At 40.4% G+C, this 24,305-nt stretch carries 21 protein-coding genes; 16 read left to right on the top strand and 5 right to left on the bottom strand.

All coding sequences use genetic code 11. The features are described 5' to 3' along the window. Nucleotides 1-3: 3 nt before the first annotated feature. The 8 genes from KMHG_RS00630 to KMHG_RS00595 are packed head-to-tail and all read left to right on the top strand — an operon-like array spanning nt 4 to nt 11,672. Nucleotides 4-219, top strand: a complete 216-nt coding sequence (locus KMHG_RS00630) for a phosphopantetheine-binding protein (protein ID WP_010285907.1) — start codon at nt 4-6, stop codon at nt 217-219. A gap of 11 nt (nt 220-230) precedes the next feature. Continuing rightward, complete coding sequence (locus tag KMHG_RS00625; RefSeq protein WP_010285906.1) at nt 231-7,040, top strand: non-ribosomal peptide synthetase; 6,810 nt, start codon at nt 231-233, stop codon at nt 7,038-7,040. Further along, nucleotides 7,033-7,221: an MbtH family protein gene (locus KMHG_RS00620; RefSeq protein WP_010285902.1), complete on the top strand. Its 189-nt coding sequence runs from the start codon at nt 7,033-7,035 to the stop codon at nt 7,219-7,221. The genes KMHG_RS00625 and KMHG_RS00620 overlap by 8 nt, the downstream gene beginning before the upstream one ends. A gap of 12 nt (nt 7,222-7,233) precedes the next feature. Then, nucleotides 7,234-7,869 carry a 4'-phosphopantetheinyl transferase family protein gene (locus KMHG_RS00615; protein WP_010285898.1) on the top strand — a complete coding sequence of 212 codons (636 nt, stop codon included), beginning with the start codon at nt 7,234-7,236 and terminating at the stop codon, nt 7,867-7,869. Continuing rightward, nucleotides 7,838-9,121 (top strand): MFS transporter, encoded by a 1,284-nt coding sequence (locus KMHG_RS00610; RefSeq protein WP_010285897.1) that lies wholly within the window; start codon nt 7,838-7,840, stop codon nt 9,119-9,121. Before KMHG_RS00615 ends, KMHG_RS00610 begins: the two co-directional genes overlap by 32 nt. Nucleotides 9,122-9,124: 3 nt before the next feature. Further along, entirely contained in the window at nt 9,125-9,868 is a 744-nt protein-coding gene (locus KMHG_RS00605) for a 2,3-dihydro-2,3-dihydroxybenzoate dehydrogenase (protein ID WP_010285896.1), read from the top strand. Between the two features lie 11 nt (nt 9,869-9,879). Continuing rightward, nucleotides 9,880-11,019 carry an isochorismate synthase gene (locus KMHG_RS00600; protein WP_010285895.1) on the top strand — a complete coding sequence of 380 codons (1,140 nt, stop codon included), beginning with the start codon at nt 9,880-9,882 and terminating at the stop codon, nt 11,017-11,019. After that, nucleotides 11,016-11,672, top strand: a complete 657-nt coding sequence (locus tag KMHG_RS00595) for an isochorismatase family protein (protein ID WP_010285894.1) — start codon at nt 11,016-11,018, stop codon at nt 11,670-11,672. Before KMHG_RS00600 ends, KMHG_RS00595 begins: the two co-directional genes overlap by 4 nt. 146 nt (nt 11,673-11,818) lie before the next feature. Here KMHG_RS00595 and KMHG_RS00590 read toward each other — a convergent pair whose 3' ends face one another. Genes KMHG_RS00590 through KMHG_RS00575 form a run of 4 tightly spaced genes read right to left on the bottom strand, consistent with a single transcriptional unit; the run spans nt 11,819 to nt 15,662 of the window. Next, nucleotides 11,819-12,892 carry a sulfate/molybdate ABC transporter ATP-binding protein gene (locus KMHG_RS00590; RefSeq protein WP_010285892.1) on the bottom strand — a complete coding sequence of 358 codons (1,074 nt, stop codon included), beginning with the start codon at nt 12,890-12,892 and terminating at the stop codon, nt 11,819-11,821. Nucleotides 12,893-12,904: 12 nt separating this feature from the next. Further along, nucleotides 12,905-13,765 (bottom strand): sulfate ABC transporter permease subunit CysW, encoded by an 861-nt coding sequence (cysW, locus tag KMHG_RS00585; protein WP_010285890.1) that lies wholly within the window; start codon nt 13,763-13,765, stop codon nt 12,905-12,907. Nucleotides 13,766-13,777: 12 nt separating this feature from the next. Beyond that, entirely contained in the window at nt 13,778-14,626 is an 849-nt protein-coding gene (gene cysT, locus KMHG_RS00580; protein WP_010285888.1) for a sulfate ABC transporter permease subunit CysT, read from the bottom strand. Between the two features lie 13 nt (nt 14,627-14,639). Then, complete coding sequence (locus KMHG_RS00575; RefSeq protein WP_010285887.1) at nt 14,640-15,662, bottom strand: sulfate ABC transporter substrate-binding protein; 1,023 nt, start codon at nt 15,660-15,662, stop codon at nt 14,640-14,642. Between the two features lie 357 nt (nt 15,663-16,019). On the opposite strand from KMHG_RS00575, the gene KMHG_RS00570 reads away from it, so the two are divergent. From KMHG_RS00570 to KMHG_RS00550, 5 genes are all read left to right on the top strand, one after another. Continuing rightward, nucleotides 16,020-16,724: a phosphoadenylyl-sulfate reductase gene (locus KMHG_RS00570; RefSeq protein ID WP_010285885.1), complete on the top strand. Its 705-nt coding sequence runs from the start codon at nt 16,020-16,022 to the stop codon at nt 16,722-16,724. A 44-nt stretch (nt 16,725-16,768) separates the two neighbouring features. Continuing rightward, entirely contained in the window at nt 16,769-17,911 is a 1,143-nt protein-coding gene (sat, locus tag KMHG_RS00565) for a sulfate adenylyltransferase (RefSeq protein ID WP_010285883.1), read from the top strand. After that, on the top strand, nt 17,911-18,495 hold the full coding sequence (gene cysC, locus KMHG_RS00560) for an adenylyl-sulfate kinase (RefSeq protein WP_010285880.1): 585 nt from the start codon (nt 17,911-17,913) through the stop codon (nt 18,493-18,495). Before sat ends, cysC begins: the two co-directional genes overlap by 1 nt. 132 nt (nt 18,496-18,627) lie before the next feature. Then, nucleotides 18,628-19,071 (top strand): MarR family winged helix-turn-helix transcriptional regulator, encoded by a 444-nt coding sequence (locus tag KMHG_RS00555; RefSeq protein ID WP_010285879.1) that lies wholly within the window; start codon nt 18,628-18,630, stop codon nt 19,069-19,071. A 444-nt stretch (nt 19,072-19,515) separates the two neighbouring features. Next, nucleotides 19,516-20,094 carry a TetR/AcrR family transcriptional regulator gene (locus KMHG_RS00550; protein ID WP_010285870.1) on the top strand — a complete coding sequence of 193 codons (579 nt, stop codon included), beginning with the start codon at nt 19,516-19,518 and terminating at the stop codon, nt 20,092-20,094. A gap of 27 nt (nt 20,095-20,121) precedes the next feature. On the opposite strand, the gene KMHG_RS00545 is transcribed toward KMHG_RS00550, so the two are convergent. After that, nucleotides 20,122-20,898 carry a BRCT domain-containing protein gene (locus KMHG_RS00545; RefSeq protein WP_010285854.1) on the bottom strand — a complete coding sequence of 259 codons (777 nt, stop codon included), beginning with the start codon at nt 20,896-20,898 and terminating at the stop codon, nt 20,122-20,124. A gap of 143 nt (nt 20,899-21,041) precedes the next feature. On the opposite strand from KMHG_RS00545, the gene KMHG_RS00540 reads away from it, so the two are divergent. From KMHG_RS00540 to KMHG_RS00530, 3 genes are all read left to right on the top strand, one after another. Next, the gene (locus KMHG_RS00540) at nt 21,042-21,548 is read left to right on the top strand and encodes a ferritin (protein ID WP_010285851.1); all 507 of its coding nucleotides are present in this window, start codon (nt 21,042-21,044) and stop codon (nt 21,546-21,548) included. A gap of 93 nt (nt 21,549-21,641) precedes the next feature. Next, a complete protein-coding gene (locus KMHG_RS00535) occupies nt 21,642-23,033 on the top strand; it encodes a YfcC family protein (protein ID WP_010285849.1) in 1,392 nt (463 codons plus the stop codon). 11 nt (nt 23,034-23,044) lie between these two features. Beyond that, nucleotides 23,045-24,217, top strand: a complete 1,173-nt coding sequence (locus KMHG_RS00530; RefSeq protein WP_010285847.1) for a M20 metallopeptidase family protein — start codon at nt 23,045-23,047, stop codon at nt 24,215-24,217. Nucleotides 24,218-24,305 lie beyond the last annotated feature (88 nt).

Here is a 24,305-nt window from a genome sequence, read left to right as displayed (position 1 = left end):
AAAATGAGTGAACAACAATTTTTAATGATTATGAATGAATACGTAGATGGTGATATTCAACAAATACCACACGATGAACCGCTTCACTACGTTGGGATGGATTCAATGCGAATGATGATGGCTGTTGAAGCTTTCCGTGCCCAAGGAAGTAACGTCACGTTTATGGAACTTGTTCAAAAACCGACGCTTGCAGAATGGCTTGCATGCGTCGTGAAATAGGAGCGAATCATATGCAACTACTAACAGATGCACAACAAACGATGTGGTATGCACACCAATTAAATCCGGAGCATACAAATTTTATAACAGCAGAATATGTGACATTTAAAGGAGACATACAATTAGGTGTCTTACGATTAGCTTTTGAGAAAACATTGACCCAAGTTGAGTCATTACAACAGCAATTCGTTGAACGAGACGGAAAGGTGTATCAGCAAACGGTCCCTCGTGACATACATATTCCAGTCATTCATACGACGGATGCCATTGCTTGGATGAAACAACGTTTAACAGCGCCATTACATATTGAGAATGGGATATTGTTCGAAGCGGCGTTCGTATGTAACGACAACACACATGACGTTCATTTCTTTTTCAAAGTACATCATATAGCGATTGATGCCTTTGGTTATCAGTTGATTTATCGCGCCGCGGCGCAACAATATGAAGCATTGTTAGAAGAGCGAGAGTTGTTAAGTGTCTTCGGTGACTATGAACGCGTTGTCGCCGAGCAATTAGCTTATACAAAGCATGAACAATATGCGCAAGACAAACAATTTTGGCAACAATATTTACGATTAGACGATGAATTGGCGACATTTTCTCAACGACCGGTTACATTGGATGGCCATGTTCATCAAGCAGTGACGGATTTTAAAGCAGAAGATGTTCAACGATGGCAACAACGAAGTTTTGCTGAAAAATTAATGCCCCAGCATTATTTGATGGCCGCTTTTGCTTGTTTAACGTATAAAGTGACGCATAAAACATCGGTTGTGATCAATGTGCCGTTTATGAATCGCTTCGGTCACGCCGCTGCGACGGTGCCTTGTTTACAAATGAATACGGTGCCACTACAAATTGAACTATCGCCAACGATGACGTTAATTGATGTAGCAAAATTAATTCAACGTGAAGAAGCACGTATTAAACAACATAGTTTATATCGTTTTGAACATATTCGTCGGGATGCGGGATTTGCTTATGATGAACGTATTTGTACAGGACAATTTAATTTTATGCCATTTTATGAAGTATTAACATTCGGTTGTGCGCAAGCTGAAACGCATAAATTATCAATCGGTGTCATTGATGATTTATCATTCAATGTATTTGCAACAGCGAATGGCATGCGTTGTGAATTACTAGGGAATAGTGCGATTTATGATGAACAGACATTATCGATGTGGTTATCTTATTACACAACCATTTTACATGAACAACAGATGCCATTATATCGTTATTTACAAACCGATGTAATGGCACTTGCACCGTTCGTATCACAACCGGATATCCTTACACAAATCCACCGACAAGTCCGCAAGTATCCAGAAAAAATTGCGATTCAATCTGAACAGTATGCGGTTACTTATGCGCAATTAGATGAGGAAAGTGATCGGATTGCTTATTGGCTATGCCAACAAGGCGTGCAACCAGGAGATGATGTCGCACTTTATTTACCGAGAACGCCAAAATTGATCGCTTGTATGATTGCAGTTCTGAAAATTCGTGCAACTTATATTCCACTTGATCCTGTATATCCACTCGAACGTATTCAATACATCGTACAAGATGCACAGGCGAAAGTGTTACTTTGTGAAGGTGACGTCGCCTTAAATGTTCCACAGTTAGATGTGACGTCATCACCGTGGCAACATAGTCCTCGCTATGAAGATGTGGCGCTTGTAGCATCGGATATCGCTTACAAAATTTATACGTCTGGTTCTACAGGAAATCCGAAAGGCGTCGTTGTCGGACGCGCGCAGCTATCAAACTTTTTAATCGGTATGCAAGATGTATTGCCAGTATCTGATGCAACGTCGCTACTAGCAGTAACGACAAATGCCTTTGATATTTCGATGTTAGAGTGTTTTTTACCGTTAACAGTTGGCGGTAAAGTAGTGTTGTCGACCGCATCACAAGTGCACGACCCACTTGCGTTAAAAATGCTCATCGATCAATATCATATCAACATGATTCAAGCAACACCGAGTTTATGGAAAATGCTTGTCGATTACATGCCGGCATCGCTACATAACGTTGTCGCGCTCGTTGGCGGTGAAGCATTACCAGAACGATTAGCACAGAAAATGTTGGCGCACACACAATTGGTATTTAATATGTATGGTCCAACAGAGACGACAATTTGGTCAACGGTTGCACCGATTAAAGAAGCTGCAGCGATTACACTTGGCCAACCGATTGCTCAAACAGCTATTTATATTTTAGACGATGATTTACAACCTGTACTGCCGGGGACGGAAGGACATTTATATATTGCAGGCGCGGGTGTAGCACAAGGATACGACAATCGACCAGCATTAACCGCATCGCGTTTCATTGCGAATCCATTTACGAATGATGGCACACGTATGTACCAAACGGGTGACGTTGTGAAAATGGTGGATGGGCAATTACATTATATCGGTCGTACGGATTTCCAAGTGAAAATTCGTGGATTCCGCATTGAATTGCAAGAAATTGAACGTGCACTGACTGCTATACAAGGGGTTCAAGAAGCGCTTGTGCTCGCACAAAAAATAAACGATACTGATCAACTCGTCGCGTATGTTATGAGTGCTCATGCAATTGATGTAGATAAGTATACGATGCTATTAGAAAAAACGTTGCCAGCGTATATGATTCCGACATATTGGGTAGCGATGGATAAATGGCCGATGACAAACAACGGCAAAATCGACCGTAAAGCATTACCGATGCCTGCATTATCGACAGCAGGCGCCGCCTTATCTACAAAAACAGAAGTTCAACTAGCAAAGCTATATGAAGAAATATTAAATTTGTCAGCAGTTGACGCGGATAGTCATTTCTTCCGTTTAGGAGGTCATTCATTATTAGCGACAGCGTTAATGATGCGCATCCGTGACATTTGGCGTTGCGATATTACGATCGCTACGATTTTTGCGGCACCGACTGTTCGCACGTTGGCAAAAGCAATCGATGACGCACAATCTACAGCAATTTGGCCGGTCCTTGAACAAGTACCTTCATCTGCGTACGTACCGTTAAGTGCGACGCAAAAAGGGATGTGGTTTATGCAACATACACAGCCATCTGCTACGTACAACATTCCACTCATTATTGAAAACGTGTCTTTAGATGAAGCGCGATTAGTGCAAGCACTCGCCATTTTACAACAGCAACATCCGATTTTACGTACGGTATATGAACTAGTAGATGGTGTGCCGATGCAACGCTATACGGATCAACAAATACCAATCATTCATTCATCACGAGAAAACATTGACGATGATGCGCATACGTTATTTGATTTAGCGACGGAATTAAGTGTAAAAGTATTTGTTTACGACGATACGATTCAATTTTTGTGGCATCACATTGCGATTGATGGCTATGGCTTATCGGTATTTTTAAAAGATTTGGCCTTTGCGTATGAGCAGTTAAAACCACGTACAACACCATTATCGTACGCCTCGTATGTAGAATGGCAACGCAAATTATTAGAAACGTCATATGCAACTAAAGGATTAGATTATTGGGGACAACAATTAAAAGATGTACCGACAGAAATCACGCTACCGGTTGAAGCATCATCTACAGAAGTAGCAGGAGATTATGAATGGTATACGTTAAAGCCTGAAACATTCCATACGTTACAACGTATTGCGCAAGCACAAGGTGTCAGTCTTTATACGGTATTGCAAACGGCGTTTAGTATCGTACTGCATAAAATGGGCGCAGGCGATGACATTACGATTGGCTCACCAACGAATGGGCGTCCGATTGCGCCATTGCAACAAATGATTGGATTAATGATGAATACAGTTGTGTATCGTTATCAATTTACACCGGGCGAGACGATTGTAGAAGCGATCACAGCGACGCATCAAATGAACGAAAAAGCGTATGCATATGACTTTGTTCCGTTTGACCGTGTCGTTGAACGTGTGAATCCAGACCGTACATCAGCGAAAAATCCGTTATTCGACGTCATGATGACGATGCAAAATAACCCGGAATTAACGTTGACGTTAGACGGTCGTACATTACCCGTACGATTAATGCCGACAGCGACGTCAAAAGTATCATTAGCAGTGGAAGTAATGAACGATGCACAAACGTTAAAAATGCTAACATCATATGACCCATCAAAATTTAGTAAAAAAATTATCGTGCAATTAATGGCACGATTTGAACAAGTGATACAACAAATGCAAAACGGAGCGCAACGCATTGAAGACGTATCGTTATTGTTAAGCGGAGAATATGAAGCGTTACGTACACAATCTACTCCGCAGCCTGCTCAATTTACACCAATGACGATTGTAGAACGCTTTGAAGCGATAGCGATGAAACATGCTAGCCGTATCGCAATCGTTGATGGCGAAAAACGTTATACGTATGCTGCATTAAATGAGCGCGCCAATCAGTTAGCACGTCATTTAGAAGCACAAGGTGTCGAGCGTCATGATCATGTGGCGTTAGTGTTATCACGTCAGTACGATATGCTCGTTTCATTATTAGCGATATTAAAAGTAGGGGCGACATACGTACCAATTGATCCGCAATATCCGGAAGAACGTGTGGCGTATATTTTACAAAGTGCAAAGCCTATATTGACGATTGTTGAAACGACTCCAACAGCACAACAAATCGCTTTAGATGATATTCCATATGCGCAATACATGGCGACGAACCTTGATAAATGTGTCGTGCCAGAAGATCCGGCATACATTATTTATACGTCGGGTTCTACAGGGAAACCGAAAGGCGTTGTCATTCCACATAGCAATGTTTTACGGTTGTTAGATGCGACGGCACATTGGTATCAATTTAATGAAAATGATTGCTGGACGTTCTTCCATTCGTATGCGTTTGATTTCTCGATTTGGGAAATTTGGGGTGCATTATTAACAGGTGGGAAACTTGTTATTGTGCCATATGAGGTGAGTCGTACACCGAGTGAATTTCATGCATTACTCATATCGGAAAACGTCACCGTATTGAATCAAACGCCATCTGCTTTTTATCAATTACTGATAGCAGATGCGACAGCGTCAAGACGTTTGCAACTTCGCTATATTATTTTCGGTGGCGAAGCATTAAGTTTTGAACGTATTCGCCCATGGTATGACAAATACGGTGAAACGACGACGCTCGTTAATATGTATGGTATTACAGAAACGACGGTGCACGTCTCTTATCAACGTTTGAATCGCGATATCGTTCAACAAAAACAGGCTAGTTTAATTGGAGAAGCTATTCCTGATTTAGAAATTTACGTACTAGATGCAGCGCTACGTCCAGTACCTGCAGGGGTCATCGGAGAGATGTACGTAGCGGGCGATGGACTTGCGCATGGCTATTTAGGTAGACCTGCACTGACAGCAGAGCGTTTTATTGCAAATCCATTTAAACAAGACGGTTCTCGAATGTATCGTACAGGTGATTTAGCGAAATGGACGACAGATGGAAACTTGGCATATATCGGTCGGATTGATCATCAAGTGAAAATTCGTGGTTTCCGTATTGAACTTGATGAAATCGAAAGTGCTTTATTGCAATTACCATACGTACATGAAGCAATTGCAGTGACGAAGCAATATAGTGACGATGACGTGCGAATGATTGCGTATGTCGTTGCTGATGAATGGGACGTGCAACAAGCAACCAAACATTTGGCTACGCTCCTTCCGAATTATATGATGCCAAATGCATATGTTGCACTAGAAGAAATGCCATTAACACCGAATGGCAAATTAGACGTAAAAGCATTGCCACAGCCGCAATTTGCGACTTCAGAAGATCATCCGACGAATCCGACAGAAGAGGTAATGTTACAACTGTTTAGAGAAACATTACAAAATGATGCGCTTGGTATTCACGATTCATTTTTTGAAGTCGGTGGGCATTCATTATTAGCGGTTCAGCTGATGACGAAAATTAAACAAACGTTTGATGTGACGTTATCAATCGGGCATTTATTTGAAGCACCGAGCGTGTCAAAAATTTGCGCCAATTTAACGACGTTTGATGAACAACATTCATTGCAAACTTTACTTCCATTGCGTCCAACCGCATCTGAACAGCCGCTATTTTGTGTGCATCCTGCTGGTGGTTTGAGCTGGTGTTATGCCGGCTTTATGCAACATTTAGCACCCGAACAAGCTTTATATGGCTTACAAGCAGTCGGCATCGCCGAAGAGGTAACGAGACCGAACACATTAACAGAAATGGCGAAAGGTTATGTTGATGCTTTACGCAATGTTCAACCGAAAGGACCGTATACGTTACTCGGTTGGTCACTCGGAGGAAATGTCGTACAAGAAATGGCATGCCAATTAGAGGCAGCACATGAATGTGTGACGCTCATTATTTTAGATGCTTATCCAGTGCATCATCAACTAGGTGACCAAACATTAGAAGAAGAGGCTGTCGAAGCGTTATTAGCACTCGGTGGGTTAGATGTAGAACTTATAGAAGGGGAGATGACCCTTGACAATGTCATCGCGTTATTGAAAAGAGAAGGCAGCGCATTGGCAAGTCTTTCGGTCGATACGTTACAACGTTTGTTGAAAACGTATATGAATTCCATCACGTTATTACGTGCGCACGAGCCACGTCGCTGTGAAGCGGAAGTGATGTTTTACCAATCAACGATTTTACCTGAGTGGTTTGAAAAAGTCGATCCGATGATTTGGCAACCGTATGTTGGGACGCTTCATATAGAAGAAGTCGCTTGCCGTCATAAAGATATGTGTCAACCCGTACCAATTCGTACAATTGGTCAACATTTAGCCCAGTTTTTACAGCAGAAAGGAAAGATGATTCATGTATAATCCGTTTGAAAAAAGTGATGCTTTATTTTATGTACTCCAAAATGATGCGCTGCAATATTCATTGTGGCCTTCATATGTAACTGTTCCTGGCGGATGGCAAATTGTTTTTGGACCAGAGCAGAAAGAAGCATGTGATACTTTCGTTGAAACACATTGGCCATCATTTATTCAACAATCATAGAGGAGAAAGAAAATGACAATTGTATATACGAGTCATGTGTCGGAATGGACCGCACAAGACTATCAATGGATGTTGCAATGTTTGCCAATGGAACGCGTCGAAAAAGCGAAGCGTTTTAAAGCATCGATAGATCGTCAAAGTAGTTTGCTAGCAGGGCTAATGATTCAACAACTTATCGGTCCAACGATTGCTTATACGACACTTGGAAAACCGTATTGTCCTGTAAGTGAGACACATTTTAGTGTTGCACATAGCGATGGATTTGTAGTAGTTGCAATATCCGATCAAGCAATTGGTGTTGATTGTGAGCATGATAAAACGCCAGCTATTGCGGACATTGTGTCACTTTTTCATCCATTTGAACAAGTAGGTATTCGAAGCGGCCGCACATCTTTTAGTGACATTTGGACGATGAAAGAAGCTTACGGAAAATGGTGCGGATGCGGGCTGAATTATGATTTGTCTACAATGTATTTAGCGCGAAATCGCTTATATACAGGTCATATTCGGTTAAAACCATACATTTATCATACAGTGCTAGCATCATTTACGATTACTGTTTGTTGTACGCAATCGAAGCGGCCGCAATATGAACATTTTAAAAGGAGCGTTACATATGCAACAAGTTTCAACGGAAACATTAATTGAAAAAAGTCGTGTCGGTAAGCTACATGTGACGGTGCTTGCTTGGACAATGTTTCTCATTTTATTTGATGGATATGATTTGTCGATTTTAGGCGTTGTCATTCCAGTTCTTCATGAAGAGTGGGGTATCTCAACGGTGATGTTAGGTTCTGTTGCGAGTCTAACGTTAATCGGTAGCCTCATTGGCGCATTTGTTGCGGGAGTTGCGGCTGACCACGTTGGACGCAAAAAAGTACTCGCTTGCTGTGTCATACTATTTAGCGTATTTACGTTCGTAAATGCATTTGCGACAAGCATGACAACTTTTGCTGTTTGCCGCTTTATCGCAGGCTTAGGGTTAGGTGGGATTCCACCCCTCGTCGTCGCACTCACCGCTGAATACGCACCGAAACATTTACGAAATCAATTCGTAGGCATTATGTTTAGCGGTTATTCAATAGGAGGCATTTTAGTCGCACTATTAGGGATGTATATGATGCCTCATACAGGGTGGCAAGGGTTATTTATCGTTGGTGCATTACCACTGTTACTATTGCCTTTTATGATGAAATCATTGCCGGAATCATTACCATTTTTAGCGGCGACGGATCGTGAAGAAATGCAGCACGTGCTACAACGCTTGCATATCGATACGACGCACTTACAAATTACGGTCAAACAACGTGTTAAATCACCACTTCGCGTGTTATTTACACGACAATATCGCCGTATTACCTTATCGTTTTGGACCATTTGTTTTATGGGGTTATTGCTCGTATATGGGTTAAGTACGTGGTTGCCACAAATGATGCGCGCAGAAGGTTATGGCATTACGTCGAGTATTCTTTTTTTACTCGTCTTAAATTTAGGTGCGATCATCGGCTCATTAGTCGGAGGACGATGTGCTGACCGCTTCGGTAGTAAACGTGTACAAACTATTTTATATGCTGCGGGTGCGCTGTCATTGCTGTTGTTAATGTGTCATTTTTCATCGCCATGGCTATATATATTGATTGCTATTAGTGGTGCGGCATCAATCGGTGCACAAAATTTAAATAATGCATGCAATGCTTCTTATTACGACGCCAGTAGCCGAGGTGCTGCTTTAGGTGCGGCATTATCTGTTGGGCGCATCGGTGCGATTATCGGTCCTTCTATCGGTGGTTTGTTGTTAGCGGCTGAAGTTGCATCTTATTGGCATTACATATTGTTTGCGATACCGGCTTGTATCGCCGCATGTATGTACGTATTTTTACCAAAAAGGAAAGAGGGATAAATCATGACAAAAGTATGTGTCATTGTTGGGGGCGCACAAGGTATTGGACGTGCAACGATTTCGTTACTACGTAATGCATACGATGAAATCGCTGTGCTAGATTATGATGAACAAGCATTAAAAACTTTGCAGGACGTGACGACTTTTTGTGTCGATATTCGAAAAAGAAATGACGTACAACGCACAATCGATACGATCGAACGAGAAATCGGTGAGATTGTGGCGCTTGCTCACATTGCAGGGGTGCTAGAAGTAGGTGATTTATTAACTTGTACAGAAGATGCTTGGAATCGTCTATTTGATACGAATGTGAAAGGTGTTTTTCATACGACGACCGCAGTCGGACGTTATATGAAGCAACGTGAAGAAGGTGCTATCGTCGTTGTCGGCTCTAATGCTGCGTCGACGCCGAGATTAGATATTGGAGCGTATGGTGCATCAAAAGCCGCAGTTATTCGATATTGTCAATCGCTCGGATTAGAATTAGCACCGTACCATATCCGATGTAACATCGTGTCTCCGGGGTCCACGCGTACGCAAATGCAAACAGGAATGTGGCATGACGATACAGGAGAAAAGTCTGTCATTGAAGGCAATCTCGCGCGCTATAAAGTCGGAATTCCATTGCAAAAAATCGCAGAACCTGAAGACATTGCGCAAGTCATTTCATTTTTATTATCGTCAAAAGCGAATCACGTGACGATGGCTAACATCGTCGTCGATGGTGGCGCTACATTAGGCGTATAGGAGGAATTATGATGCAACGATTACAACAAAAAATTGCTACGTTAGAGGAAACAGATTTATTTTTTCAAACGCCGATGAAAACGATGATTGGTAAACAAACGGTGCCGTTACATGTTTCATCGCTAGATAAACTAGAAGAAACGTTACGACAAGCTTTCGAAAAAGCTTCACCTCATACGCTCGTGATCGGCGCTTTACCATTTGATCATCATCAATCTCCGGCGCTACACCTTTGTGACAATGTCGAGATAAATAATCGCGCGCAATTCAATGGGGAAGAAGCGCCGGCAGCAACGATTGCAGCAACGCGTGTGCAAGCTTATCCACCGAAAAAAACTTTTGAACAAATGGTACGACGAGCAGTATCGCGTATGCAACAAAGTACGTTACAAAAAGTTGTCCTTGCGCGTACGCTAGAAATTGAAGCAGATGAAATACCATATAAAGCAATATTGCAATATTTAGCGACACATCATCCGAAAGGCTATACGTATGCCATTCCTTTAGCGAACGGGGAACGATTTATTGGCGCAAGTCCAGAACTGTTAATCCGAAAATTCGGACAACATTTCGTTGCAAATCCAATCGCTGGTTCACGTAAACGAACATTTGATGTGGAAAAAGACCGCGCGCAAGCTGAAGAATTGATAGCTTCTGCAAAAGATTTACATGAACATCAAATTGTCGTTTCAATGGTGAAAAGTGTGCTAGAGCCATTTGCAAAAACACTCGTAGTGCCGGCAACGCCATCTATTATTTATACGGATACGATGATTCATTTATCTACGATGATTGAAGGGGAATTGAAAGAAGTTATGTCGTCACTTTCACTCGCTCGCTTGTTGCACCCGACACCTGCTGTTTGTGGCGAGCCACGCCAAGCTGCTTTTGAAACGATTCAACAAATTGAACCATTTGACCGCGGCTATTTTGCGGGGATTGTCGGTTATATGGATCGACACGGAGATGGTGAATGGGTCGTCGCAATTCGCTGTGGGAAAGTGCATGCAACAGGTATGACGCTTTATGCAGGAGCAGGTATTGTTGATACGTCCTCTCCATCGGCCGAAGCTGCAGAAACAGGTGCTAAATTCCAAACGATGCTTCATGCTATACACGACCAACAATCGAAAGGGGTAATATCAAAATGAGTATTCCAAAAATTCAACCGTATCATATGCCACATGTAGAAGAACAAAATGAACGAATCCAATGGGAAGTAGCAGCAAATCGAAGTGTATTGCTAATCCACGATATGCAACAATATTTTTTAAGCTATTATGATCAAACGAAAGCACCGATTCCCGAATTGATTGCAAACATTCAACGTATTCGAGCATTATGCCATCAATTAAATATTCCAATCGTTTATACAGCGCAGCCCGGTGACCAACCGTTAGCAGAGCGCGCATTGCTGACAGATTTTTGGGGGACAGGTCTTGTAGCAGATGATACGATTACAGCCATTACACCAGCGCTTGCACCGACGCAAAAAGATATCGTTCTCGCAAAATGGCGCTATAGCGCTTTTAAGAAAAGCAATTTAGAAGAATTAATGAAAGAGGTTTGGGGACGAGATCAATTAATCATTTGTGGTATTTATGCACATATTGGCTGTATGCTTACTGCAGCAGAAGCATTTATGTTAGATATCCAACCATTTTATGTGACAGATGCAGTAGCTGATTTTTCAGAAGAAGATCATTTAATGGGAATACGTTACGCACGTGAAAAATGTGCGCAAACGCTTCAAACGCGTGCACTCGTTGCACAATTAGAAGCATTGTTAAATATGCAAGTATAAAAAAGAGGCTGGGACATAAGTGTAAAAACACGATCTCAAATGAGCATAAGAAAAACCGGAATCGCGCTGTGGCGCGGTTCCGGTTTTTTGTTGCGAACACTAAAAAAGGAAAGTGAAATATTTTGTCCCAGCCTCTTTTTATGTGATTAAATTGAAAAATCTTCTGGCACGAATACTTTTAATTGGCGTGGGCGAATGTAAACTTGTTCGCCACGTTTTAAATCGAGTGTGCGGAATTGTTCTTTCGGTAACTCGGCTTCTAAATATTCGTCGATATCATCACGGTGTAGTTCAATTTGGACGATTGGCCCAATCGCATGGATATAAATAATATTCGCTGGGACAGCATCTTCAAATGTTTTCGTACGTTCGATATGAATATCGTGTGGACGAACATAGCCGACCGCTTCGGCTTGTGATGTTGTAGAAGCATCTGGGACATTGACAGCATAATTACCGTTGACGAGTTGACCGTTTTGCATACGGCCTTTAAATAAATTGACGTTACCTAAGAAGTCGTATACGAACGGACTATTTGGATGGTCGTATACTTCTTCAGGTGGTCCGACTTGTTCGATGCGGCCTTTATTCATGACAACGATACGGTCTGCAACGTCTAGTGCTTCTTCTTGGTCATGTGTCACGAAAATGCTCGTTACGTGGAACTCATTATGCATTTTGCGCAACCAACGACGTAAATCTTTACGTACTTTTGCATCTAGTGCGCCGAACGGTTCATCTAGTAGTAACACTTTTGGCTCTACCGCAAGTGCACGTGCTAAAGCGACACGTTGACGTTGACCACCAGATAACTGGTTCGGATAGCGATCTGCAAAATGATCTAATTTAACAAGTGATAATAGTGTCATCACTTTTTCGCGAATTTCTTTTTTAGATGGACGTGTTTTACGAGGACGTACTTTTAATCCGTAAGCGACGTTATCAAATACAGTCATATGACGGAATAATGCGTAATGTTGGAAGACGAAACCGATGTTACGCTCTTTCGCATGAATGCTCGTAATATTTTCACCGTCGAATAAAATCGCACCTTCATCTAGTTGTTCTAAGCCAGCGATGATACGGAGTAATGATGTTTTACCAGAACCAGAAGGACCTAGTAGGGCGATTAATTCACCAGATGCGATATCGATTGATACGTCATCGACTGCTTTAAAATCACCGAATTGTTTTTTTACGTTTTGAATTGTGATGCTCATGTAAAGACCCCCTTAACGATGCGATGTTTTCCATTCGACGATATTTTTAATAATAATCGTTAAAATCGCTAATATTGACATTAATGATGCAACAGCAAATGCTGCTGTAAATTGATATTCGTTGTATAGCACTTCGATATGTAGTGGCATTGTATTCGTTAAACCACGAACATGGCCTGATACGACTGACACAGCACCGAATTCTCCCATGACGCGGGCATTACATAAAATGACGCCATACAGTAAACCCCATTTGATATTCGGTAATGTGACGTGCCAAAATGTTTGGAAGCCATTTGCCCCTAATGATACGCTGGCTTCTTCTTCTTGTGTACCTTGTGATTGCATTAATGGAATTAACTCACGTGCTACGAATGGTACTGTGACGAATAGAGAAGCGAGTAAAATACCTGGTAATGCGAAAACGATCGGCATATCGTGATTTAAAAACCATTCGCCAAATAGTCCTTGTGCCCCGAATACTAAAATAAAGACTAAACCTGCAATAACAGGAGAGACAGCAAACGGTAAATCGATAATCGTAATTAATAAGTTGCGTCCTTTGAAACTAAATTTCGTAATACACCAAGCAGCAGCGATCCCGAAAATCGTATTCAGTGGGACAGCGATGACCGCAACTAATAACGTTAATTTAATGGCACTCCAAGCGTCTGGTTCGGTAATAGATGCTAAGTAGACGTCAAACCCTTTTCGGAATGCTGAAATAAAAATGACAGCTAATGGCATGACGAGGAAAATAAATAGAAAAAGAATTGAAACTGCTGTTAACCCGAAACGGACAAGCCAAGGTTCTTTTAAAGCGGTCGGTTCATTTTTCACTTTTTCTTTCGTTTGATCGATAGAAATGACCATCTGTTTCACTCCTTACACAGTATATTTGCGGCTTACGAGCCATTGAATCGTATTCATAACGAATAAAATCACGAATGAAGCAACTAACATGACGATCGCAATAGCAGTCGCACCTGCGTAATCATATTGTTCTAACTTCGTCATAATCATTAACGCTGTAATTTCCGTTTCCATCGGCATATTACCAGCGATGAAGACGACTGAACCGTATTCACCGAGCGCACGAGAAAATGCTAAAGTGAATCCCGTTAAAATTGCTGGAATTAATTCTGGGAAAATGACTTTTGTAAATGTTTGTAGGCGATTTGCTCCTAATGAAGCACTCGCTTCTTCTGCTTCTGCACCGACGTTTTCTAATACCGGTTGCACAGTACGAACGACGAACGGTAACCCGATAAACGTTAATGCAACGATGATACCGATCGGCGTGAAAGCGACTTGGAACGGTAAAAATTGGCCAATCCAGCCATTTGGTGCATATAAAGATGTTAAAGCGATACCGGCAACAGCCGTCGGTAATGCAAATGGTAAGTCAACGAGTCCGTCGATTAATTTTTTACCGAAGAAATCATATCTTACGAGTACCCAAGCAATCATCGTACCGAAAATCACGTTGATAATAGCAGCAACGAGCGCTGTACCAAATGTGACTTTATAAGATGCTACGACACGTTCATCGGTAATAACGGCCCAAAAGTCTGCCCAAGACAATTGCATCGTATTCCAAAGAAGTGTAGATAAAGGTAATAAAATTAAAATACTGATGTATAAAATCGTATAGCCAATCGTAAGCTTAAAGCCGGGTAGGACGGTCATCTTTTTAGGCTTTTGCTTCGTTTTGACAGGTTGTGATAGCGTCATAAAAAGTCACCTCTTATTTATTCGTGTAAATTTGGTCGAACGTACCACCATCGCTAAAGTGCTCTTTTTGCGCTTGATCCCAATCACCGAAATCACGAATTGATATCATATCAATTGCTGGGAATTGGTCTGCATGTTGTGCAAGAATTTTTTTGTCGCGTGGTCGGTAGTAATTGTCAGCCGCAATTTCTTGTCCTTCTTTCGTATAAAGGAATTGTAAATAAGCATTTGCGACTTTTTCCGTACCTTTGCGCTTCGTATTTTTTGTTACGACCGCAACGGGTGGTTCTGCTAAAATACTCATCGAAGGTGTGATAATTTCATAGTTTTCAGCACCAAGCTCATCTAACGAAAGATACGCTTCGTTTTCCCATGAAATGAGCACATCGCCAATACCGCGTTCTGTAAATGTTGTCGTAGAACCGCGTGCGCCTGAATCTAGTACTTTTACATTTCCGTAAAGATCTTTCATAAAATTCTCAATTTTCTGTCTATCATTGTTGTACTGCTTCGCTGCATAGCCCCAAGCTGCTAAGTAGTTCCAACGTGCACCACCCGATGTTTTTGGATTTGGTGTAATGACAGATACATCTCGTTTGACGAGGTCGTCCCAATCTTTAATGTTTTTCGGATTGCCTTTACGGACAAGAAAAACGATTGTTGACGTATAAGGTGAAGCGTGATCCGGGAAAGCATCTTCCCAGCCGTCATCAATTAAGCTACGATTTTTTGCAACTTCATCGATGTCATAGGCGAGTGCCAATGTAACAACATCTGCAGGTAAGCCATCGATGACAGCGCGCCCTTGTTTACCAGAACCGCCATGTGATTGTTGAATTTTAACTGTTTGCCCTGTTTCTGCTTTCCATTCTTTTTGAAACGCTGCGTTGACATCTTCATATAACTCACGTGTCGGGTCATAAGAGACATTTAGTAGGTTGACGGTATCTGCGTTTGCTTGATCATCACTTGAAGAACAACCACTTAGTAATAATGAAAGTGAAATCGCCGCAACACCGAATAAGCGTTTTTTCATAAATTTTCACATCCTTAAGTATGTATAAAATGACAGAAGGCTACAAAAGGACATATACGCAGTAAATTGAATACATGTACTTTTGTAGCCTTCAGTCGTCTGATCAGCTTCCATATGTAATTGCTTTAGATATACTTTAAAAGTTTATTTCCGATAAGTCAACTATGAATTGGAAAGTTTTTTCATAAATACAAGTTGACAACTCGGAAAAGAATGGTTTATACTTTGAGCAATTCATCATGATGAACCGAATAGATATGCTGACCAGACAACTGGAGGCACTACAAATCATTTAGGCGACATTTGTGCGTTTATTCTTTGTAGTGTCTTTTTTAATACAATTAGAGGTGAAACGATATGTTAACGTTTGACACAATCAACCAAACAGATTTGCCAGATTTTGAAGTAGATGAAGTATATAAAGGGGCACTGAATACTTTAAAATGGGCTTATAATGAGTACGGCGAAGACATTGTTTACGGTTGTAGTTTCGGCATCGAAGGAATCGTTTTAATTGATTTAATTTCAAAAGTGAAACCAGATGCCAAAATCGTATTTTTAGATACGAATGTTCATTTTAAAGAAACATACGAAACAATTGAAAAAGTAAAAGCGAAATATCCAGCGCTTCGTATTGAAATGAAGCAACCGGCATTAACGCTTGAAGAACAAGCAGCACAATATGGTGATAAGTTATGGGAAGTTGATCCGAATAAATGTTGCCAATTACGTAAGTTAGATGGCTTACAAGAAGTACTATCAGACGCGACAGCGTGGATTTCTGGTTTACGCCGTGAGCAAGGTGGCGCGCGTGCCAACACAAATTTTATTAACGAAGATAAAAAGTTTAAGTCGATTAAAGTTTGTCCATTAATTCATTGGTCATGGAAAGACGTATGGCGCTATGTATCAAAACATGATTTACCATACAACATTTTACACGATCAAGGTTATCCAAGTATTGGTTGCGAAAAATGTACAAAACCGGCATGGACAGTAGATGATTTACGTTCAGGTAGATGGCAAGGGCAAGGCAAAACAGAGTGTGGTCTACACGGTTAATTTTTGTAATATTCAGATATAAATGACGGGGAGAGAATATATTCATGACAATTTCAGCACACGGCGGTACATTAGTAAACCGCTTCAATCCAAACTACGACACAACAGCAATTACAAAATCAATCACGATTGATGAAATCGCACAAAGTGATTTAGAATTAATCGGTATCGGTGGTTATAGCCCAATTACTGGTTTCTTCAATGAAGAAGATTACACAAGCGTTGTTGAAAACATGCGCTTAGCAGACGGTACAGTATGGTCGATTCCAATCGCTTTACCAGTAGCAGATGACGAATTAAAAGCATTAGCAATCGGCGATGAAGCTACATTAGTACGTGACGGTGAAGTATACGGTACGATTAAAATTTCATCAATTTACACACCAGATAAACAAAAAGAAGCGGTAAACGTTTATCGTACAGCAGATGAAGCACACCCAGGCGTTAAACAAATGTTAAATCGTCCAGATACATATGTCGGCGGTGAAGTTGTGTTAATTAAACACCAAACACCAGAATTTGAAGCTTATACATTCACACCACAAGAAACACGTGCAACGTTCGCAGAAAAAGGTTGGAACACTGTTGTCGGTTTCCAAACACGTAATCCGGTTCACCGTGCGCATGAATATATTCAAAAAGCAGCACTTGAAACAATCGATGGTTTATTCCTAAACCCATTAGTTGGTAAAACAAAATCAGATGATATTCCAGCTGACGTTCGTATGGAAAGCTATGAAGTATTATTGAAAAACTATTATCCTTCAAACCGTGTTCACTTAGGTATTTTCCCAGCAGCAATGCGCTATGCTGGACCTCGTGAGGCAATCTTCCACGCATTAGTACGTAAAAACTATGGTTGTACACACTTCATCGTTGGTCGTGACCACGCAGGTGTTGGCGATTACTACGGTACGTATGACGCACAAGAAATCTTCAATGAGTTCACACCGGAAGAACTAGGCATCCAACCGCTTAAATTCGAGCATAGCTTCTATTGCAACGCTTGCAGCGGCATGGCAACAACAAAAACTTGCCCACACGGTAAAGAAGATCACATCATTCTTTCAGGTACAAAAGTGCGTGAAATGTTACGTTCAGGTCAAGTACCACCAAAAGAATTCAGCCGTAAAGAAGTTGTTGAAGTGTTAATTAAAGGCATGCAACAAGTGGAGGTAAAAGCATAATGGTCGAAAATATCGTTTGGCACCAAGCCTCAGTTACAAAACAAGAACGCGAAGCAAAATCAGGACAAAAAAGTGCAATCGTTTGGTTCACAGGTCTTTCAGCATCTGGTAAATCAACGTTAGCAAATGCATTTAGCCGCGCATTATTTGAACGTAATAAACAAGCATACGTACTAGATGGTGATAACATTCGCCACGGCTTAAATAACGATTTAGGCTTCGATGAAGTGAGCCGTAAAGAAAACATTCGTCGTATCGGTGAAGTAGCAAAATTATTCATCGACAGCGGTCAAATTGTTTTAACAGCGTTTATCTCACCTTATCGTGCAGACCGCCAAGTTGTACGTGAACTAGTAGAAGATGGAGAATTCATCGAAGTATACGTAAAAGCTTCAGTAGATGCTTGTTCAAAACGCGATCCAAAAGGTTTATACGAAAAAGCAAAACGTGGGGAAATTCCGAATTTCACTGGCGTATCTGCACCGTATGAAGAACCAGAAAATCCTGAAATCGTATTAGATACAGAACAATATACAATCGAAGAATGTGTAGAACAATTACTAAAAGCATTGAATATTCAATAAATTTCAACAAAATCAGTTATAGGGTGTTGTACTTTATAACTGGTTTTTTTCTGTTCGTTGACCATCATTAAATATTTTGTTATAATGTCTTTAAATTAAGATGTTTTCTTTGAAGATATAGGGGGACTTATTATGTCACAACAGACTTTAAAGTCATTGACAGTCTTACTACGTGCGTCTCAGTCTATCGAAGAAGTACTCCGCAAAGATATGCAAAAGTATGGCCTTAATATGACAGAATTTGCAGTACTAGAATTGCTTTATCATAAGGGAGAACAACCGATTCAAAAAATCGGTGAAAAAATTCTGATTACGAGTGGCAGTATTACGTACGTTGTAGATAAACTAGAGAAAAAAGGATTTGTAGAACGCGTCGCTTGTCCGAGTGATCGACGTGTAACGTTCGCGACAATTACTGCATCTGGGATTACATTTATGAAAGAAATATTCCCACAACATGAAAAAAAGGTCGCACAAATTTTTGAAGTTTTAGATACAACACAACAGCAACAATTTATCGAAATGAGTAAAGCAGTAGGATTTCATGCAAAAGAATTAACAGCGATTAAATCATAAACGCAAAAGAGGCTGGGACAAAACATTTCATTTTCTTTTTTTATCGTTCGCAAAAAAAAACCGGAACCGCGCCACAGCGCGATTCCGGTTTTTCTTATGCTCATTTGAGATCGTGTTTTTACACTTATGTCCCAGTCTCTTTTTTCTGTTAAAATGACAAATACTGTACTTAAATAGCATGTTGATGGAATTTTTGTTATTTCTAGCATGCAATTTAGTATATTTTTGCATATTATAACTGTTTTATGACTAGTACAAATCGTTTAGTCCTACGTAATAAGTTAGTCATAGATGACATCTGTCTAAAGTAGAGTGTCCAAACATGTTATTTTTTTAAAGAAAGTAGTTGTTTTAGGCTGTTTGTAGTAAAAAAAAGATAAGAACAACCGATATTAATAGTAATGTTTATGTTTTTATGATTTACGCTTAAAAAGGAGGGATGGTATGAACTCGTATGATACAGTAAATACATCGACGAAAGTTAACATCCAATATGCGTTACTAGCACTATTAATGGATAAAGATTTTGCAAAAGTGTCCGTTGCCGAAATTGCGAAAAAAGCAGGTATTAATCGTGGTACATTTTATTTGCATTTTAAAGATAAAGATGAATTGCTTCAATTAATCCAAACAGAGGCATTAATAAATTTAGAAAAACGTGTTCTTCAAACAAAAATTGAATTTTCTCTCGAATATCAAAAACGTCATGAACTTTTACAATATACAATTAATCTTTTCGCGTACATTAGTGAACACCGTCAATTATTCCAAATATTATTGGCGAAAGGAAAAGGTTTATCATTCACGAATGCATTAACAGCACTTATTAAAAGCTGGTTTAAAGAAGGGCGTTGTCCGCACCCTTATATGATGTTAAGTGAAGATATCCCCGCACATTATTTATCTGCATCAGCTGCAGCGACACTCGTTTCTTGTATCGTTGAATGGCTAGATAGCGCAGATGAAGATCCAAATCGTATCGCCATTTATTACGTGAAAATGATGACAAGTCATACAATGTAATACATAAAAAAAGAAGCTTCTTTTTGTTTAGAGCAACTGTTTGAACTCAGCTTCACTCATAATGCGAATGTTTTGTCCTTGCGCTTGCAATTGCTTCGCACGGCGTAACTTCGTGCTTTCATGACCAGTTTGCTCGTAGCGAGACATACTCGTTTCACTAACGACAAGTACTGTCGTATGTTTCGTTATTGTGTTGCTAAACATTGCACCTTGTTGACGAATAAGTCGTGCAGCAGTAGAACGTGTCATACCCGCTAGACCACCTGTAAACACGACTGTTTCACCAATAAGGGACGTTATTGTATGTGCTACGTCAGGCGTCTGTTCTACAAAGTCGCTCAGTTGCCATTTCGTTTCACATAATATATGAGCAAGCATTTCACTTTCTGTCGGCGCTAATTGTTTCGTGATATGCAGTGCAAATTGGGGAAGTGTTGGTGTGACAGATGGATACGTCGTTTTAGCAATTGGTTGTACACTATACATTTGACAAGTAGGCGCCAGTAAATCGTGCGCTTCGTAAACATCGTGCAACACTTGAGATTCGTAAGGGGCATAAAAGGCAACGACATCTTCATTTGTAAGCCACTGCGTTAAAATCGGCGCAAATTTCGCAAATGTTGGGGCATGTTGAACATCTTGCGCTGTGATCCCATGTAGGCTCGTAAAGAAAGGGTCAAACTCTGTAGCGTGAATATACGTATCAAGCGTATCGATGATTGTATCATCTTTCACCTTTGTTAAACTAATATGACAAACGCTATCACGCCATTGATTTGCCGTATGGATCGCTAATGTAATCATAAAATGATAACTCCTCTAATTATAATCGTTCTTTTTAGTATAGCAGAATAGAGAACGTGAAAAATCTGTCTATTTTATTTGATGTATGAATTATGTAATTTAGGGTATAATAACCGTAGAGATATAGAAGAGGAGGCATTTTGATGTTATCAGAAAAACTACACAAAGCATTAAATGACCAATTAAATTTTGAATTTTATTCAGCACATGCATACTTAGCAATGGCTGCTTATTGCACAGATGAAAACTATGATGGTTTCGCAAACTTTTACTTAGTACAAGCGGAAGAAGAACGCTTCCACGCGATGAAATTTTATAATTTCTTAAGTGACATGGGTTATCGTGTCACAATTCACGCTTTCCCAGAAGTGAAAAATGACTTTACATCTTTATTAGATACATTTAAAACAGCGTTAAAACACGAAAAAGAAGTAACACGCCGTATTTATGAATTATCAGATATCGCATTAGATGAGCGTGAGCATGCGACGATGGCCTTCTTAAAATGGTTCATCGACGAGCAAGTCGAAGAAGAAGCAACATTCGATACGTTAATTGCAAAATTAGAACGTATTCGCAAAGATTCAAATGCGGTCATTATGTTAGATGATGAACTAGCACAACGCTCATTCACAGAACCAACTGCATAAATGGCATCGAAAAGGACGGGGGAAACCTCGTCCTTTTTTTTGTGTGTAATTTTCCAAAATAGGGTAAAAAAGATAAAAAGAAAGGGTGATTCAATGGGGGAAACAAAAAAAGAGAAAAAAAGTTTACATCCATTCGTTTTAATGGTAGCTATTATTTTTGCGATGTCGATTTTAACGTATGTGTTACCATCAGGACAATATGAACGTGTCGAAAAAGATGGACGCACATTAGTGAATCCAGAAAGTTATGAAACAGTCGCATCGAATCCAATTGATGCAATAGGCGTCATTTCAAGTTTTCATTTAGGACTCGTTAAAGGTGCTGAAATCATTTTATTCGTATTTTTATTCGGTGGTGCGCTTGGCATGATGAAAAAAACAGGCGCGATTGATGCATTTATTCAAAAAATGGCTGCAAAATTCGGGAAGCGAGAAATGATTTTATTACCGTTGCTCGTGTTTGTATTTGCCATGTTAGGGTCGCTTATTGGCGCTGCTGAAGATTCACTCGTCTATATTGCAATCGTCGTGCCATTGATGATTACGCTCCGAATGGATGCATTAACGGGTTTTGCTACGGTGATGCTCGGCGTCATGGCGACAGGATTTGCTTCGGGTATTACGAATCCGTTTAATACAGCGATTGCGCAGACGATTGCCGAATTACCGATGTATTCGGGTATGTGGTTGCGCATTGTCGCATTTATCGTCTTTTATATCATTACCGTTAGCTACATCGTCATTCATGCTCGAAAAGTAAAAAAAGATCCTTCAAAAGGTGTGTTTGGTAAATTTAATCGAGAAGATCAATTTGAAGTCGATCTGAACTACAAAATGGACACCCGTCATTTAATCGCGTTACTCGTATTATTAGCAAACTTTGGATTATTGATTTATGGTGTTATGAAATATCAATGGTATATTAGCGTCATTGGCGGGCTATTTTTAGTGACAGCGATTATTATGTGCTTTATTTGTTCTGTGAAACTAGGCGAAATGGGTGATAGTTTTGTTGATGGTGCAAAAGATATGGTGAGTGGTGCGCTCATTATCGGTTTTGCACAAGCAATTTTAGTCATTTCTGAAAATGCACAAATCATTGATCCAATTTTACATTTTATCGTTGGACTCATTGGCAATTTACCATCGTGGCTAAATGCAGTTGGAATGTTATTCATTCAAATGGTAATGAACTTCCTCGTACCTTCTGGAAGCGGGCAAGCTGCACTCACGATGCCAATTATGGCACCACTTGCTGATATGATTGGTGTGACGCGTCAGACAGCCGTATTAGCTTTCCAATTAGGTGATGGGATTTCAAATATGATTTTCCCGACGAGTGGGGTGTTGATGGCGGGCTTAGCGATTGCAGGCATTCCGTATACGAAATGGTTAAAATGGATTTGGCCATACTGTCTAATTATGACAATAGCTTCTATTATTTTATTATTGATTGCACAATTTACAAACTATGGACCGTTTTAGGAGTGGTATTCGTGGAAGATTTACAAAAACAGATTATTACGTGGCGTCGTCATTTGCATATGTATCCAGAGCTTTCATATGAAGAAGTGAAGACGGCACAATACGTAGAACAACAATTAAAACAAATGGCTCATTTTCACATTACGCGTTTAACGCCGACGAGTGTACTGGCGGTATTAAAAGGAAAAAGACCAGGGAAAACAGTTGCCTTTCGTGCAGATATGGATGCGTTGCCGATACAAGAAGATACCGATTTACCGTTTCAGTCAAAACATGATGGGGTCATGCATTCTTGTGGGCATGATGCGCATACAGCGATGTTGCTCGGCGCAGCAAAAGTGTTAAGTGAACGCGGGCAAGCATTTGCGGGGGAACTCCGTTTTGTGTTTCAACACGGTGAAGAAGTCGCACCAGGTGGAGCCGTTGATTTAGTTGCGCAAGGCATTATGAATAACGTTGATTACATTTTTGCGCTACACGTTCACCCGGAATATGAGACAGGCCAAATTGCGATTCGTTCAGGGAAAATGAATGCAGCGGGCGATGACTTTGCAATTACTGTGCAAGGGAAAGGTGGACACGCATCAGAACCGTATAAAGCGATTGACCCGCTTATTATCGGTACAGAAATCGTGACAGCTTTACAAACGATTGTATCACGCAAAATGCCAACATTTGATACACCTGTTTTATCGGTGACGATGTTTCATTGCGGACAAGCACCGAATATTATTGATGATGTTGCGAAAATTGGTGGTACGATTCGTTCACACGACGAACGTGTACGTGTAGCGTCACGTGAACAGCTTGAAAAAATCGTGCACAACATTTGTTTAATGCACGGGGCAACTGCGATTATTACGTGGGATTTAGGGTGTGCGGCTGTCATCAACGATGAAGAAGCGACACATTTTGCGAAACAAGCAGCTGAAGCGGTTGTCGGTGTGGAACAGACGGTGCCTATTCAAGAACCTTTGTTTATCGCTGAAGACTTTTCTGCATATACAGAAGTCGTACCAGGCGCAATGCAATTGTTAGGGGTTTATAATAAAGCACTCGGCGATCCATATCCATTACATCATTCAAAATTTCGTTTAGATGAAAAAGCACTCATAAATGGCACACAATATTTTGTACAGCTTGCAGCGGAATTATGTCCAGTAGACGGAAATCATGAAATTTAAAATTTCATGATTTTTTTTGAAAAAGTATTGACGTAAATTAATATGCCATGATAATATAATATCCGTAAGCGAGAGCAACACATAATAT

The organism is Kurthia massiliensis (assembly GCF_000285555.1).
GTDB lineage: Bacteria > Bacillota > Bacilli > Bacillales_A > Planococcaceae > Kurthia > Kurthia massiliensis.
This window is presented reverse-complemented; position numbering and strand designations above follow the sequence as displayed.

Excerpts from the sequence above, each read along its gene's own strand:
- KMHG_RS00630 (WP_010285907.1), top strand. The coding sequence starts at position 4 with ATGAGTGAACAACAATTTTTAATGATTATGAATGAATACGTAGATGGT.
- KMHG_RS00625 (WP_010285906.1), top strand. The coding sequence starts at position 231 with ATGCAACTACTAACAGATGCACAACAAACGATGTGGTATGCACACCAA.
- KMHG_RS00620 (WP_010285902.1), top strand. The coding sequence starts at position 7,033 with ATGTATAATCCGTTTGAAAAAAGTGATGCTTTATTTTATGTACTCCAA.
- KMHG_RS00615 (WP_010285898.1), top strand. The coding sequence starts at position 7,234 with ATGACAATTGTATATACGAGTCATGTGTCGGAATGGACCGCACAAGAC.
- KMHG_RS00610 (WP_010285897.1), top strand. The coding sequence starts at position 7,838 with ATGCAACAAGTTTCAACGGAAACATTAATTGAAAAAAGTCGTGTCGGT.
- KMHG_RS00605 (WP_010285896.1), top strand. The coding sequence starts at position 9,125 with ATGACAAAAGTATGTGTCATTGTTGGGGGCGCACAAGGTATTGGACGT.
- KMHG_RS00600 (WP_010285895.1), top strand. The coding sequence starts at position 9,880 with ATGCAACGATTACAACAAAAAATTGCTACGTTAGAGGAAACAGATTTA.
- KMHG_RS00595 (WP_010285894.1), top strand. The coding sequence starts at position 11,016 with ATGAGTATTCCAAAAATTCAACCGTATCATATGCCACATGTAGAAGAA.
- KMHG_RS00590 (WP_010285892.1), bottom strand. The coding sequence starts at position 12,892 with ATGAGCATCACAATTCAAAACGTAAAAAAACAATTCGGTGATTTTAAA.
- cysW (WP_010285890.1), bottom strand. The coding sequence starts at position 13,765 with ATGGTCATTTCTATCGATCAAACGAAAGAAAAAGTGAAAAATGAACCG.
- cysT (WP_010285888.1), bottom strand. The coding sequence starts at position 14,626 with ATGACGCTATCACAACCTGTCAAAACGAAGCAAAAGCCTAAAAAGATG.
- KMHG_RS00575 (WP_010285887.1), bottom strand. The coding sequence starts at position 15,662 with ATGAAAAAACGCTTATTCGGTGTTGCGGCGATTTCACTTTCATTATTA.
- KMHG_RS00570 (WP_010285885.1), top strand. The coding sequence starts at position 16,020 with ATGTTAACGTTTGACACAATCAACCAAACAGATTTGCCAGATTTTGAA.
- sat (WP_010285883.1), top strand. The coding sequence starts at position 16,769 with ATGACAATTTCAGCACACGGCGGTACATTAGTAAACCGCTTCAATCCA.
- cysC (WP_010285880.1), top strand. The coding sequence starts at position 17,911 with ATGGTCGAAAATATCGTTTGGCACCAAGCCTCAGTTACAAAACAAGAA.
- KMHG_RS00555 (WP_010285879.1), top strand. The coding sequence starts at position 18,628 with ATGTCACAACAGACTTTAAAGTCATTGACAGTCTTACTACGTGCGTCT.
- KMHG_RS00550 (WP_010285870.1), top strand. The coding sequence starts at position 19,516 with ATGAACTCGTATGATACAGTAAATACATCGACGAAAGTTAACATCCAA.
- KMHG_RS00545 (WP_010285854.1), bottom strand. The coding sequence starts at position 20,898 with ATGATTACATTAGCGATCCATACGGCAAATCAATGGCGTGATAGCGTT.
- KMHG_RS00540 (WP_010285851.1), top strand. The coding sequence starts at position 21,042 with ATGTTATCAGAAAAACTACACAAAGCATTAAATGACCAATTAAATTTT.
- KMHG_RS00535 (WP_010285849.1), top strand. The coding sequence starts at position 21,642 with ATGGGGGAAACAAAAAAAGAGAAAAAAAGTTTACATCCATTCGTTTTA.